This window comes from Streptomyces sp. NPDC046805, from assembly GCF_040645355.1.
Classification (GTDB): Bacteria; Actinomycetota; Actinomycetes; order Streptomycetales; family Streptomycetaceae; genus Streptomyces.
Map to the genome: position 1 here is coordinate 1 of NZ_JBEYYC010000033.1, position 12,956 is coordinate 12,956.

Here is a 12,956-nt window from a genome sequence, read left to right on the forward strand (position 1 = left end):
CGCGTCCAAACCCCCCCCCCGCCGCGCGGGCCGGGCCGGGGGGGGCGGGCCCCGGCCGGGGGGTCCCCCCCCCCGCGTTACCCCCCCCCCCCTCCCCGCCCCCCGGGGGGGGGGCGCCCCGCGGCGCCGGCGCGGGGGAGGCCCCCGCACTCCGCCGAGCCTGCGCGTCCCGCCCGCTGCTCAGGCCACCGGCGCGATCGAGCGTCCCGCCCACTGGGGTGCCGGTTCCACCAGTGCGGTGAAGCGGTCGCGGACATCACCGGGGAACTGTGTTGCCTGGCCAGCCTGTTGGTCGACGTGGACGGCCAGGAGCTCGGTCGTCGCCACCGGGGTGGCTTCGGGGGAGGGGTCCGTCGTCTCGTCCGGCACGACGTACATCTCGTGCGTGAAGCGCGCCTTCTTCGCCGCGGCTCCCAACACCCGTGTACGGATGGCGAGATGGGCGCCCTCGGGGACGTCGCGCAGATAGCGGATGTGCGACTCGACGGTGTAGAGGGAGCAGCCCGTCGACTCGCGGTAGGCGGAGTGCAGCCCCGTCTCGATCATCAGGGCATCGGTGGCGTGGCCGAACGCGAGCACGTAGAAGGCCTCACTCATATGGCCGTTGTAGTCGATCCACTCGGGGCGGACCCTGCGGTGCAGCAGCGGGAGCCGGCTCGGTGCTTCGGTCATCGCGGGTCCGCCTTGCGCTCCAGGCGGCCGGTGGCGCGCAGTACGTCGATGACACCCTGGTCGCGCAGCGCCACCAGCTCGGCGATGCTGCGTCCGTCGGCCGCCACGTCGCAGCCGGCGACCACTGCGTCGTACAACTCCTTGTCCAGCTCCGGTGCTTGGAGTCTGGTCCACGGTGACTTCAGCGACGGGCCGAAATGGTCCAGCATGTGCGCCATGCCGCCCTCGCCGCCCGCCAGCGCGAACGTCAGCATCGGGCCCATGAACGCCCACCGCAGCCCCGGGCCCTCGGTGATCGAGGTGTCGATCTCCTGAACCGTCGCCTCACCGTTCGCGACCATGTGCAACGCCTCCCGCCACAAGGCCTCCTGGAGCCGGTTCGCGATGAACCCCGGGACCTCCCGGTCCATCGTGATCACCGTCTTGCCCGCGGCCTCGTAGAAGCGCGCGGCCCATGCGACGGCCGGCGCGTCAGTGCGCTCGCCGCCGACGACCTCGACCAGCGGGATGAGGTACGGCGGATTGAACGGATGCCCCACGACCAGGCGCGCCGGATCGGCCGCCGTGGTCTGCATGTCCGTCATCGGGTAGCCCGACGTGGATGAGGCGATCACGACGCCCGCCGGGGTCGCCGCGTCCAGGCGGGCCAGCAGATCACGCTTGAGGTCCAGGTCCTCGGGCGCGCTCTCCTGCACGAACTCCGCGTCGGCTACGGCCTGTTCGAGCGTGTCGGCGACCGTGAGGCGGTCCGGGGATGCGCCGTCGGCGAGACCGAGCTGCGTCAGGGCGGGCCACGCCGCCGCGACGAGCCTGCGCAGCTTGTCCTCGGCGTCGGGCGCCGGGTCCCAGGCGGTCACGTCGTAGCCGCGGGCCAGGAAGTGGGCGACCCAGCCGCCGCCGATCACGCCGGAGCCGACACAGGCGACACGACGTACGTCCTCGGGAGCGACGGGAGCGGCGGCCGGGGAGGTCGGGTTGGTGGGTGTGGTGGGGGAGGTCATCGGCGGTCCCCCTTCTTCAGGCCGAGCATCGAGCGTGCCTCGTCCGGCGTCGCGACGCGTGCCCCCATCGACTCGGTGATCGTCACCGCGCGCTCCACGAGCTGGGCGTTGGTCGCCTTGTTGCCCTTGCCCAGATACAGGTTGTCCTCCAGGCCGACCCGCACATGCCCGCCCAGCAGGATGGACTGCGCCACCCACGGCATCTGCATCCGGCCCAGCGCGAAGCTCGCCCAACGGGCGCCTTCCGGAAGCATGTTGACCATCGACTGCAGCACGCCGGGGTCGGCCGGCGCGCCCCACGGGATGCCCATGCACAGCTGGAACACCGTCGGGTCGTCGAGCAGCCCTTCTGCGAGCAGTTGCTTGGCGAACCACAGTTGGCCGGTGTCGAAGATCTCCAACTCGGGCCGCACGCCGAGGTCTTGGACGCGCTTGGCGCCCGCGCGCAGCATGTCGGGTGTGGAGACGTACAGGTTCGAGCCGTCGCCGAAGTTCAGCGAACCGCAGTCCAGCGTGCAGATGTCGGGGAGTAGGTCCTCGACGTGGGGGAGGCGGTCGAGGCCGCCGACGAGGTCGGTGCCGGGCAGGGGGAAGCCCGCGAGTGGGTCGTCCGGGTCGATGACCAGGTCGCCGCCCATGCCGGCGGTCAGATTGATGACGACGTCGGTGCCGGTCTCCTTGATGCGTTCCACGACCTCCCGGTACAGCTTCGGGTCACGGGAGGGGGCACCGGTCTCGGGATCGCGCACGTGGATGTGGACGGCGGCCGCGCCCGCCTCGGCCGCCTCTACCGCGTTGCGGGCTATCTGCTCGGGGGTGACCGGTACGTGGGGGCTCTTGCGGACGGTGTCGCCCGCGCCGGTCAGGGCGCAGGTGACGATGACGTTCTCGGTGACGGGCATGTGGGGGCCTCCCAAAATCCAGCCCCTGGCGGCGTTCGGGGAGCGGGGTCCGGGGCGGAGCCCCGTGTCCCTCGCACCGTCGGGGGCGAGTCGCTTGTTCGTGGGTTCGGGTTCGGGTTCGTCGTAGCCGGTCGCGATCACAGGGCGGAGCCGCGCGCGGACACCGCCCAGCGCCCCCTGGCAGGCCCCTACGGGGCCACCAGGAGCGCGGACCTGATGTGTGCCTCCAGCGCCGCATGCATGGCATCCGCACCCTCTGCACCATCAGCACCGGTGGTGCCGGACGCCAGTACCTGTGTCGCGAGGCCGTCGATCAGGGCGGTCAGTGTCAGCGCCGCCGCCTCGGGAGCGACCGTCGCGCGGAACACCCCCTGTGCGACGCCTCTCCTGACGACGTCGGCGACGGTCTCGCGCCACTGCTGGTAGTACTCGGTGTGCAGCCGGCCCACCGCGGTGGAGCGTGCGGCCTCGGCCCACAGGTCGAGCCAGACCGCCCACTGGCGGCGCTGCTGATCGGTGCGCGGCGTCTGCAGGGCGATGAGCTGACGCAGCTCCGCCGCCGCGTCGTCCGCCTCGGCGAGCCGGGCGGCGCGGCGCGCGGTGTCCTCGTCCATACACCAGCGCACCGCCGCCTCCAGGAGATCGGCGCGGCCGGGGAAGTGGTAGTGGATCGCGGCGGTGCTGGTGGCGCAGGCGCGCGCGATGTCCGCGACCCGCACCGCGTGGAAACCGTGCTCGGCGATGAGCCGGACCGTCTCACGGACGATCTGCAGCGGCCGCCCGCCCTCGACCGGCGCGGCGGGGGTGGCCGCCGGCCGACCTGCGGCGCGCGTACCGAGCAGCAGGCCCGCATCCAGGCCTCCCTCGTCGGCGATCCGCGCCAGCTCCGCGGCCGTGAAGCGGCGGGTACCGCTCAGCGAACGCGACAGCTTGGAGGGATCCATGACGATGCGGCGCGCGAACTCACGCTGGCTGACGCCCGCGGCCGCGATGACCTCACGGACCCGGGCTGCGGTGTCGGCGGCCTGCGCGGCGCCGGAGACGTCCTCGGTTTCCACGAGCCACGACCCTAACCACGTGTTGAGAAAAACTCAACACAGGTATCCACAATCAGCCTGTTCCGTAAGGCATTGCGCTCCTGACTTTCTCATCAGTCAGGAGCGCAACGGCAAGGGCGTCCGACCCTCCGCACCCTTCCTGCCGTCCGGCCCCACCGCCACCAGCACCAGCTCGCGCCCCCGTCCTGCACACTGCCGAGACCGCACCGCCGAAGAGAATCCCACCGAGGCAAGCGCCGATCTGCTGCGCGCGATGCCGGGAGAGGGGTGTCACAGTGATCTGTGACTGACTGACTGACTGAGAGGAGCGGGAGGCAATGGGGGACTGCTATGAGCGGATCGTCGATGTCGAGGTGACCGGTGAGGAAGCCGGTCCGCTTGCGGAGCGGATGGTTGCCTGGATGGTCACCGAGGGTCTGATCACCCGCGAGCTGTCCCGTGACGGGTTTTACCGGGACTCTTGTAGAAAGCCCCGGCGTTCACGCCGGGGATGAATGCATCTCAAGACTGTTCTGACCTGCGCTTCAGAGCGGGTGTTGTTGCTGCTCGATGTACTGACGGACGATCGCCAATGGTGCTCCGCCGCACGATGCGGAGAAATACGAGGGCGACCACAGGTGCCCGTGCATGACGGCGCGGTTGATCCGGCCGGTGAACTCCTGCCGTATCCGGCGGGCGGAGACCCCCTTGAGGCTGTTGACCAGCTTGGGGCCACCACTCTCCGCCGGCTTCTGTGCGACGTTCAGCCAGCAGCTAGGGCACCGCACAGTGGAGCACATGGGCAAGTTCTGACAGGAGCGCCAACACACCGGGTGCCCGGTGGCCTTCTGGTGCGCGGTGGCGTGCTGGGCGGGGGAGTCGTCGCAGCAGCCGCTGTGCCCGCACCGCGCACGGCGCCGCAGATGGAACCATCACCCGCCGGCCGCCTCGCACTCCACGCAGCCGGTACCGCTCGGGGGGACGCTCGGACCGATCGCGGCATCGGTGCTCATGAGGGCTCCCCGGGTGTCTCGGCGGTCAGGGGGAGCAGGGCCTGGAAGCGGGTGTCGCCCGGCTCCGACTCGAACTGGAGGCTTCCGCGGTGCTTGTCGACGATGATCCGCCGGGAGATGTCCAGCCCGAGCCCGGTGCCCTGGCCCAGCGGCTTGGTGGTGAAGAAGGGATCGAAGACGCGGCTGCGGATCTCAGGGGGGACGCCCGGACCGGTGTCACGGAACTCGACCAGCACCCGCTCGTGGTCCACCAGCGCCGTTCTGACCGTCAACGTGCCTTGCCCGCCTGCGCTGTTGATGGCGGAGACCGCGTTGTCGAGCAGGTTGGTCCACACCTGATTGAGCTGCGCCGGGTATGCGGGGATCCGCGGGAGCGTTCGGTCGTACTCCTTGACGACCTCGATCCGCGGTCCGATCTTGCCCGACAGCATCAGCAGCGTACTGTCGAGGAGTTGGTGCACGTCCACGACCTGGTAGGGCGCCCGGTCCAGCTGCGTGTACTGCTTGGCCGCGTCGACGAGGGCCGAGACGCGGGTGGTGGAGTCCTCGATCTCGTTCATCAACAATTCCGTCTCGACGGTGCAGTTGAGCCAGCCCACCGCGCCGGACAGCATCTCCTCGTCTACCGCCGTCGCGACCTGCTCCAGCCAGTCGGTGTCGAGCCCGGCCTGCACGAAGGCGGGCGCGAGCTGCCAGCCGTGGTCGATGCCGTGGTCCTCCAGCCAGTCGGCGAGCGCGTCCTCCCGGTCGGCCGTCTCCAGCGGGCCGAGGGCGGTCGTCTTGGCGACGCGCTCGGCGGTTCGGTCCTGGATCTCCACAAGATCTTCCAGCATCTCGCGGGAGAAGGGGCCTTCGGCGAGGGCGGCCAGTTTGTGCCGCATCTTGGCCACCCTTTCCCGCAGCGTCGCGGTGGCCCGGACGGCCGCCGCCGCTGGGTTGTTGAGCTCGTGCGTGAGACCGGCCGACAACGAGCCGAGCGCCAGGAGCCGTTCGTGCTGGCCGATGGCCGCCTGCACGCTCTTGGAACCGAAGAACAGCCCCTCCAGCAGATGCACCGGCATGGGGAACCACTCCTGCATGACGGCGGCGAACGTGTCGGCGGGCAGCACGAAGAAGCGCGTCGGCTCCGTCACCCGCATCGAGTTGTTGTAGACCTGACGTACCCGGTCCCCGAGGTACGCCTGAACGGCACCGCCGTACACCCCGCGCTGCGAGGTTCGGGAGACTTCCACGTCGTCGTCGCCGACCCGGCGCGAGAGCACGACGGTGCCCTCGATCATCACGTAGAAGCAGTCGGCGGGGTCACTCTCGGCGTACACGGGCCCGGGCTCGAACAGCTCCACCCGCCCTTCGGAGCACAACCGCCCCAGCTGTTGCGGCGCGAGCTGCTCGAACAGGAACAGCGAGCCGATCTCCTCCGGGTTGCACGGCATCTGTGGCCTGTTCATGACTGCTCCAGATAACGGTGGACGAGCATCACGGCCATGGCCCCCTCTCCGACGGCGGACGCGACGCGCTTGGCTGACTCGGCGCGGGCGTCGCCCGCCACGAACACGCCGGGAACGCTGGTCTCCAGGTGGTACGGCGGCCGGTCCAGCTCCCAGCCCGGCGGCGGCCGGCCGTCCGCGGTCAGGTCGGGGCCGGCCAGGATGAACCCGCGCTCGTCGCGCAGCACCGTGTCGTCCAGCCAGTCGGTCAGCGGGGCCGCTCCGATGAACACGAACATCCACTCGGCGTCGACCCGTTCCCGCTCCCCGGTCAGCCGGTGCCGCAGCGTCAGCTGCTCCAAATGGTCCGAGCCGTGCGCCTCCTCGACGACCGTGTGGCGGCGCACCGAGATGTTGGGGGCCTCCTCGATCTGCTGGATCAGGTAGTACGACATCGACGCGGACAGGTCGGGGCCGCGCACCAGCAGCGTGACCGACTTGGCGTGCCGGGACAGGTACATCGCCGCCTGGCCCGCCGAGTTGGCGCCGCCGACGATGTACACGTCGTGGCCCTGGCAGGCGGCGGCCTCGGTCAGCGCCGAACCGTAGAACACCCCGCAGCCGGTCAGGTCGTCGGTGCCCGGCGCCGCCAGCTGCCGGTACTGCACACCGGTCGCCAGGATCACGCTGTGCGCCCCGATGGCCGAGCCGTCCGCGAACCGTACGACGCGTGCCGCCCCGTTGACCTCCAGTGCTGTCACCTCGCGCGCGGTGAGGATCTCGGCGCCGAACCTGGCGGCCTGCCGCCGGGCCCGCTCGGTGAGCTGGGCGCCGGAGACGCCGTCGGGGAAGCCGAGATAGTTCTCGATCCGGGAGCTCTGCCCGGCCTGGCCGCCTGTCGCCGACCGCTCCACCAGCACCGTCCGAAGCCCCTCCGACGCCCCGTACACGGCCGCGCCCAGTCCGGCCGGGCCGCCGCCGATGACGACGAGGTCGTAGAAGTCCGCCGTCGGCGTCGTCGCCAGGCCTACGTGCGCGGCCAGCTGGGGAGCATCCGGCTCGACCAGGACCGTGCAGTCCGGGGTGATCACCAGTGGCAGCCGCTGCCCGTCCCGCCCGGCCGCGGCCAGCAGCCGCTGTCCTTCCGGCTCGTCGACCGAGTACCAGCGGTACGGCACCTGGTTGCGGGCGAGGAACTCGCGCACCTCCGAGGAGCGCGCCGACCAGCGGTGCCCGACGACCTTGGTGCTGGGCACGGGCCGGCGGTCACGGGTGCGCCACGCCTGGAGGAGGTCGTCCACCACCGGATAGAGCTTCTCCTCCGGAGGGTCCCAGGGCTTGAGCAGGTAGTGATCGAGGTCCACGACGTTGATCGCGTCGATCGCCGCGTTCGTGTCCGCGTATGCGGTCAGCAGCACCCGCCGGGCGTCCGGGCACAGGTCCAGGGCCTGCTCCAGGAAATCGATGCCGTTCATCTGCGGCATCCGGTAGTCCGCCAGGATCACGGCCACCAGGTCGCCGCGCAGGGTCAGCTCGCCCAGTGCCTCCAGTGCCGACGGGCCGGACTCCGCGCGCACGATCCGGTACGCCTCGCCGTAGCGGCGCCGCAGGTCCCGGGCGACGGCGCGGGAGACTCCCGGATCGTCGTCCACGGTCATGATGACGGTTCGCGCTGCGTCGGCGGCCTGTGCCATACCTCTTCCACCCCGAGCCTGAGGAGCCAGGGGACGGTGTCGTCGCCTGTCGCCGCACCGGTTCCCGCCCATCGTATGTGCGATTGGGTGACTTTGCCCGGGTGTGCCGGAGTGTGCGCCGCCCGGTGAAGGCCGGCCCCGGGCGGTTCCCGCCCGTATGAGGCGATCGACGCCGGGGACCGGGGGAGCGGGACGGGCGAGGACGTCAGGCCGCGCGCTCCGGTGCCTGCTCGGTTGCCTGCCGTACGGAGCCGCGGTGCAGCGGCCCGTGGCCCGGCAGGAGCAGGTCGCCGTCGAGGCCGGCGATCAGTTCCATTGAGGCGGTCGCGCGGGCACGGGGCTGTCGTGGAACATGCGGGGCAGCAGTTGCGGTCCCTCGACGCGGGACGTGGCGTGGCCGCTCACCAGGGCGTCACCGGAGATGGCGACGCCCGCGTCGGGCAGCTGGTAGACGGCGTGCTCGGCCGTGTGGCCGGGGTGTGCACCGGGATGGGCCGGCCCGGCAGATCGAGGGCGCCCCCGGCCGGGAAAGCCTCGGGGGCGGTGACGGGATCTTCCGGCAGGCTCGCGGAGCCAGAGGATGAGTGCGGCAAGTCGGGGGCCGTCGAGGTAGCGGGCGGCCAGTTCGTCGAAGCGTGTGGCGATGGCCCGGAACTGTTTGAGCCTGCTGAGGCAGCGTTCGACCACGTTGCGGGCCTTGTAGCGTTCGGCGTCGAAGGCTGGAGGTCGACCGCCGGCCGATCCGCGGCGGGCCCGGTCGGCCGTCAGGTCGGCGCGTTCGGGCTAGCGCGCCACGCGGTAGCGGAGGTAGACAACTCTTGAGCTGAAGGTGCGGGTCTCGACGAGTTCGAGATCCACCCGGCGCTCGTGCCGGGGGAAGAACGGAGTGCCCCCGCCAACCAGCACCGGGTAGACCCTGGCCCGGTACTCGTCGATCAGACCCAACGCGGCCGCCTCGGCGGCGAGGGTCGCGCCGCCGATCGCGATGTCACCCTCTCCCGCCTCGGCTCGCAACCGCTCGATCTCCTCCGCCAGGCCGCCGGAGGCCAGGCGGGCATTGCCCTGCAGCGCCGACAACGTGGTGGAAAACACCACCTTGGGAAGCGACTTCCAGATCGCGGCAAACTCGAGCGTCGAGAAGTCGAGCGATGGATTCTGGTCGGCGGTCTACCAGTACAGCATCGTCTCGTACAGCCGTCGTCCCAACAGGTGGACGCCGACTTCTCGCACCTCGTCGGTGGCGAGGCGAAAGACCTCCTCGTCGGGCGGCGTCCAGCCGAAGTCGCCGTCCGGCCCGACGATGTAGCCGTCAAGTGAGACGCCCATCGAATAGGTCACGCTGCGCATCACAAATCCTCCTCGGCAACGGGTTCGACAGTACGACCGCCGGACGCCGCAGGACTCATCGCGACTCGCGGGATCCCCTGGGCCGAGTCACCTCACGAGATCATTTCGTTGAGAAAACCACGTCGGCGGTTTCCTGGTTGGTGAGATGGACGCGGGCGCGTTCGGCGTAAGCTCACGAAGCCTCTGGTGAAGACGGTTCTTCTTGGTCGACACCCCCCTACCAGGATCTACACCGCGCTGTCAGCCCAACTAGCAAGCACTCTCGATAAGTTGGGGAAGACTCACTCACCGACTGACATGGGGTGGCCGTGCCGTCCGAGACCGGTTCGCAGTCCGTCAGGGAAGTCGCCCGCCGCATCGTGGATCTCGTGCTCACCGAGGACGACGTCTACCTCGACAGCCTCCCGGAGGACGTCGAGGCCTCCATCGCCGTTCTGTTGATCGAGGTGGCGAGGATGCTGGGCGAGCCTACTGGCGACAAGGAGTTCCGGGGCAGCGTCCGGCTCCTGCTGGAGGTGGGCGCGGACGTGGCTGCCCGCATGCCGAGCGAGCTGCGTGAGCTGTTCGAGGAGCTGCGCTTCGCAATGCGGGGCGTAACCGTGCGCTGAACGGTATTCCGGACGAGAGAGCTGGTCGAGGCTGGGCAGAACGGGACCTGGGCAGGGTGCCGTTCAACCGAGTTGCCGCCCGTCAGGCGACGAACTTGACCGCCTCATGACCTAGACCCTGGAGGAGATCGCTTCGGCCAGGGCCGGGCCGGGGCAGCGGCCGAGCTGGCTGCCGCGTTCGCCGCACGCGACTGGCTCGGCGACAAGGACCGAGGGCAGCCGTTCAGTCCGACACAGTCATGCGACGTCGAAGAGGGGGATCATCTGGTCGGGCAGTCCTTCGAGGGGTTGTTCTGTCCAGATGGTCTTGCCGTGCTGGCTGTAGCGGCTGCCCCAGCGGCTGGTGCATTTGGCCACGATGAACAGTCCCCTTCCTCCCTCGTCAGTGGGTGCGGCCCTGAGGAGGCGTGGCTGGGTATTACTCGGGTCGGCGACTTCGCAGATCAGCACATTCTCGCGGATGAGCCGCAGTCCTACCGGACCGCCGGCGTACCGGATGGCGTTCGTCACCAGTTCGCTGACGACCAGTTCAGTACTGAGGACCAAGTCATCCAGTTCCCAGAGCTCCAGCTGCCTTGTGACAGATTCTCTGGCGTCCGCGACTGAAGCCGGCTCCGCGGGGAACTGCCAGCTCGCCGTGTTTTCTTCGGGGATGATCCGGGTGCGGGCCAGCAGAAGTGCTACGTCGTCGCGTGAGGGTCGGTCGGTGGGATCGCCAATGAGATCACGGCCGATGGCGGCCAGGCTCTGGTCGGATCCGGTCAGGACTGCAAGACGGTTCGTGAGTCGCTCCATCCCATGGACGATGTTGTATCCCTCCAGTCCGAAGAGTCCGTCGGTGTACAGGGCGAGGACGCTGCCGGCCTGCAGGGTCACTGTGCTGGACTCGAACGGCACACCGCCGACGCCCAAGGGGGGACCGGGGGAGATATCGATGTGTCGCGCGGTGCCGTCCGGGCCGACGACGACGGGGGGAGGCTGTCCGGCACTGGCCAGCGTGCAGGTACCCGCTATCGGGTCGTAGACGGCGTACAGGCAGGTGGCGCCGACAGCGTCACGCTGCTCGTCGGGAGTCTCGGCGGCCAAGCGCTGGACCAGGTCTTCGACACGCGTGAGGACCTCTGCTGGGTCGAGTTCCAGGTCGGCGAAGGTCTGGACGGCGGTGCGCAGGCGCCCCATGGTGGCGGTGGCGGACAGCCCGTGACCGATGACGTCACCGATGACGAGGGCGACCCGCAATGAGGGCAGGGCGATGGCGTCGAACCAGTCGCCGCTGATTCCGACACCGCTGGCTGCCGGGTGGTAGATGCCTGCGGTTTCCAGGCCGGCGGTGTCGGTCTCGGCGCGTGGCAGCAGCCGTTCCTGCAATGCAGCCGCCGCGCGGTGCTCGCGGGTGTAGCGCCGCGCGTTGTCGATACCCAGAGCGGCCCGTGAGGCGATCTCCGTCAGCAAAGACCGTTCGCTGTCGTCCAAAGGATCCGGCCGCTTCGTCCGCCAGACCGACACGGTGCCGAGCAGCCGACCGCGTGCGAGCAGCGGGGCGACCGCGACGGAATGCCCGAGTACGGGCAAGAGCCGTTCGGTTGCACGCGGATCCCTGAGGGCATCGGCCAGGGCCTCACCATCCAGCGTCAGGGCCTGGCCCAGCTGGAGCTGGTGTATATGCGCGCCCCTGAACGGTTCGGTCAGCGTCTTCCCCGCTCCGGGCAGGCCTTGAGGCCAGTCCTCTGAGCCTGATGAAGTTGCGATCCGGACCAGATGCGGGGGCATCCCCTCGATGATGTTCCGAGGCTCGTCACCCACGAGTACTGAGTCGGAGACGTCCACCGCGGTGAGATCCCCCAGTTCAGGAACGAGCACGTCGGCCAGTTCCTGTGCGGTGCTGACAACGTCCAGACGGGAGCCGATCCGCAGGGCGGCTTCGTGCCGCAGATCCATCTGTCGTCGGATCCTTTGCTGCGCTGTGGTGTCGTTGACGGTCACGGCTATGCCGGAGGGGGTGCCGTGGATGTCCTGCAGTCTGAATGCAGACACCGAGAGATCCCACTGATGTCCCGTAACCGTCGAGGAGTGGATTTCCAATCTCTTGCGGATGAATGGAACCCCGGTTTCCATCACCTCCCGAAACAGGAGCTCGATCATCTCGGCGTCCTCTGCAATAATCACATCCTTCAGGCGGGTTCCTGGAAAAAGAGGTGGCCCTTCAAACATTTCCGACCTGATGTTCGTCCGCACCACGTTCATGTCTGCGTCGTGAATTGCAATGCCCATTTGATCTTGGGCTAGCAGGGCCCGCAAAAATGAGCCACCGATGTCCCAGTCGCCTGTGGTGCCGACCGGGGCGGCCATGACCAGGTATTCGTCGGCGGTGCCGTTCAGGGGCAGCACCCGGAAGTCCACATCGACGGTGCCGCCTGATCCGAGGCGAAGCGGCACGACACCCTCGGAGGGTAGATGCCCTGCGCCGCCATCTGCGCACGTGGGTGGGGCTTCGGCCACAAGGTCCCGGATCGGCCGGCCGCAGACCTGCTGCGCCGCGCGGCCGAGCAGGTCAGCCGCGGTCGACGACCAGCGGATCACTCTCCCCTCCCGGTCTACGACCGCTGCCGCGACGTCGAGAAGAGGTGACCGCTGCCCGTGACAATTGCTGCCAACCTTGTCCATCCAAGGGCTCCTGCACAAAAACATGTCTCAGGCGCTGATCTCATTGTGCTCCTGTGCCCCTTCTCGCGCGAGAGGTGAGCCTGTCGGCAATGACGCGCCCACAGGGGAAATGGGCGGCCGGGACGTGCAGAGGCGCGCACCTCGAGGTGAACTCCCCGGCACTGTCAGCACGGTGTTGCCATTTGATATGCGACACAGGTTTTGGAGTGAATGAGCGTCGAGTGGAACAGCCTGGTGGAGACGCCTGCCGCTTGAGGGTGTTAACCTCCTCGAGGAATTCCGCCGTTCACGGCTTCGGCTGACCTGCGGTCTTCCTGGTCGCCCCTGGGGTGCATCGCCCGGTCGGCGCGCAGCAACGGGCCACGGTCGCGGCATGCAATTCATCGCTACGAGCGTCGGCGGCCACGTTAGCGGCGACGGCGACACACCGCGTCTGCTCCGGAAGGCACCCTGCTCGCCTACGTGAGATGCCGACATGCCAACGTGCAAGAGGTGAAGTTCTTGCCTGCCCACCCGCTTGGCGGCGCGGATGCTCCTCGACCCGCCGGCGCGCCACGGAAGTCCTGGGCAGGGTCGCGGCGCGCCAGCGGT

At 69.2% G+C, this 12,956-nt stretch carries 9 protein-coding genes and 4 pseudogenes; 1 reads left to right on the forward strand and 12 read right to left on the reverse strand.

Features of this window, described 5'->3' with window-relative positions:
* Positions 1–180: 180 nt before the first annotated feature.
* The 11 genes and pseudogenes from ABZ910_RS29265 to ABZ910_RS29315 all read right to left on the reverse strand — a co-directional run bounded on the left by ABZ910_RS29265 (position 181) and on the right by ABZ910_RS29315 (position 9,093).
* Entirely contained in the window at positions 181–672 is a 492-nt protein-coding gene (locus tag ABZ910_RS29265; RefSeq protein WP_361370598.1) for a thioesterase family protein, read from the reverse strand.
* Positions 669–1,673 (reverse strand): 3-hydroxyacyl-CoA dehydrogenase NAD-binding domain-containing protein, encoded by a 1,005-nt coding sequence (locus tag ABZ910_RS29270; RefSeq protein WP_361370601.1) that lies wholly within the window; start codon positions 1,671–1,673, stop codon positions 669–671. The genes ABZ910_RS29265 and ABZ910_RS29270 overlap by 4 nt, the downstream gene beginning before the upstream one ends.
* On the reverse strand, positions 1,670–2,575 hold the full coding sequence (locus ABZ910_RS29275) for a 3-keto-5-aminohexanoate cleavage protein (protein ID WP_361370604.1): 906 nt from the start codon (positions 2,573–2,575) through the stop codon (positions 1,670–1,672). The genes ABZ910_RS29270 and ABZ910_RS29275 overlap by 4 nt, the downstream gene beginning before the upstream one ends.
* A 188-nt stretch (positions 2,576–2,763) precedes the next feature.
* On the reverse strand, positions 2,764–3,633 hold the full coding sequence (locus ABZ910_RS29280) for a TetR/AcrR family transcriptional regulator (protein ID WP_361370607.1): 870 nt from the start codon (positions 3,631–3,633) through the stop codon (positions 2,764–2,766).
* 524 nt (positions 3,634–4,157) lie between these two features.
* Positions 4,158–4,337, reverse strand: a pseudogene (locus ABZ910_RS29285) (transposase); the annotation flags it as partial.
* A gap of 102 nt (positions 4,338–4,439) precedes the next feature.
* Positions 4,440–4,625, reverse strand: a pseudogene (locus tag ABZ910_RS29290) (UBP-type zinc finger domain-containing protein); the annotation flags it as partial.
* Entirely contained in the window at positions 4,622–6,073 is a 1,452-nt protein-coding gene (locus ABZ910_RS29295) for an ATP-binding protein (RefSeq protein ID WP_361370610.1), read from the reverse strand. The pseudogene ABZ910_RS29290 and the gene ABZ910_RS29295, both read right to left, overlap by 4 nt.
* The gene (locus ABZ910_RS29300) at positions 6,070–7,746 is read right to left on the reverse strand and encodes an FAD-dependent oxidoreductase (RefSeq protein WP_361370613.1); all 1,677 of its coding nucleotides are present in this window, start codon (positions 7,744–7,746) and stop codon (positions 6,070–6,072) included. Before ABZ910_RS29300 ends, ABZ910_RS29295 begins: the two co-directional genes overlap by 4 nt.
* A gap of 205 nt (positions 7,747–7,951) precedes the next feature.
* Positions 7,952–8,303 (reverse strand): annotated as a pseudogene (locus ABZ910_RS29305) (MBL fold metallo-hydrolase); the annotation flags it as partial.
* 1 nt (position 8,304) lies between these two features.
* Positions 8,305–8,862 (reverse strand): annotated as a pseudogene (locus ABZ910_RS29310) (dihydrofolate reductase family protein); the annotation flags it as partial.
* A gap of 51 nt (positions 8,863–8,913) precedes the next feature.
* Positions 8,914–9,093: a hypothetical protein gene (locus ABZ910_RS29315; RefSeq protein ID WP_361370616.1), complete on the reverse strand. Its 180-nt coding sequence runs from the start codon at positions 9,091–9,093 to the stop codon at positions 8,914–8,916.
* Between the two features lie 308 nt (positions 9,094–9,401).
* Between ABZ910_RS29315 and ABZ910_RS29320 the strand changes: the two genes are divergently transcribed.
* Complete coding sequence (locus ABZ910_RS29320; RefSeq protein WP_361370619.1) at positions 9,402–9,701, forward strand: hypothetical protein; 300 nt, start codon at positions 9,402–9,404, stop codon at positions 9,699–9,701.
* Positions 9,702–9,938: 237 nt separating this feature from the next.
* Here ABZ910_RS29320 and ABZ910_RS29325 read toward each other — a convergent pair whose 3' ends face one another.
* Entirely contained in the window at positions 9,939–12,365 is a 2,427-nt protein-coding gene (locus tag ABZ910_RS29325) for a SpoIIE family protein phosphatase (protein ID WP_361370622.1), read from the reverse strand.
* Positions 12,366–12,956 lie beyond the last annotated feature (591 nt).

What these genes read in the sequence shown, in the direction of transcription:
- ABZ910_RS29300 (WP_361370613.1), bottom strand. Translation starts at nt 7,746, where the DNA reads ATGGCACAGGCCGCCGACGCAGCGCGAACCGTCATCATGACCGTGGAC.
- ABZ910_RS29275 (WP_361370604.1), bottom strand. Translation starts at nt 2,575, where the DNA reads ATGCCCGTCACCGAGAACGTCATCGTCACCTGCGCCCTGACCGGCGCG.
- ABZ910_RS29315 (WP_361370616.1), bottom strand. Translation starts at nt 9,093, where the DNA reads ATGCGCAGCGTGACCTATTCGATGGGCGTCTCACTTGACGGCTACATC.
- ABZ910_RS29270 (WP_361370601.1), bottom strand. Translation starts at nt 1,673, where the DNA reads ATGACCTCCCCCACCACACCCACCAACCCGACCTCCCCGGCCGCCGCT.
- ABZ910_RS29325 (WP_361370622.1), bottom strand. Translation starts at nt 12,365, where the DNA reads ATGGACAAGGTTGGCAGCAATTGTCACGGGCAGCGGTCACCTCTTCTC.
- ABZ910_RS29265 (WP_361370598.1), bottom strand. Translation starts at nt 672, where the DNA reads ATGACCGAAGCACCGAGCCGGCTCCCGCTGCTGCACCGCAGGGTCCGC.
- ABZ910_RS29295 (WP_361370610.1), bottom strand. Translation starts at nt 6,073, where the DNA reads ATGAACAGGCCACAGATGCCGTGCAACCCGGAGGAGATCGGCTCGCTG.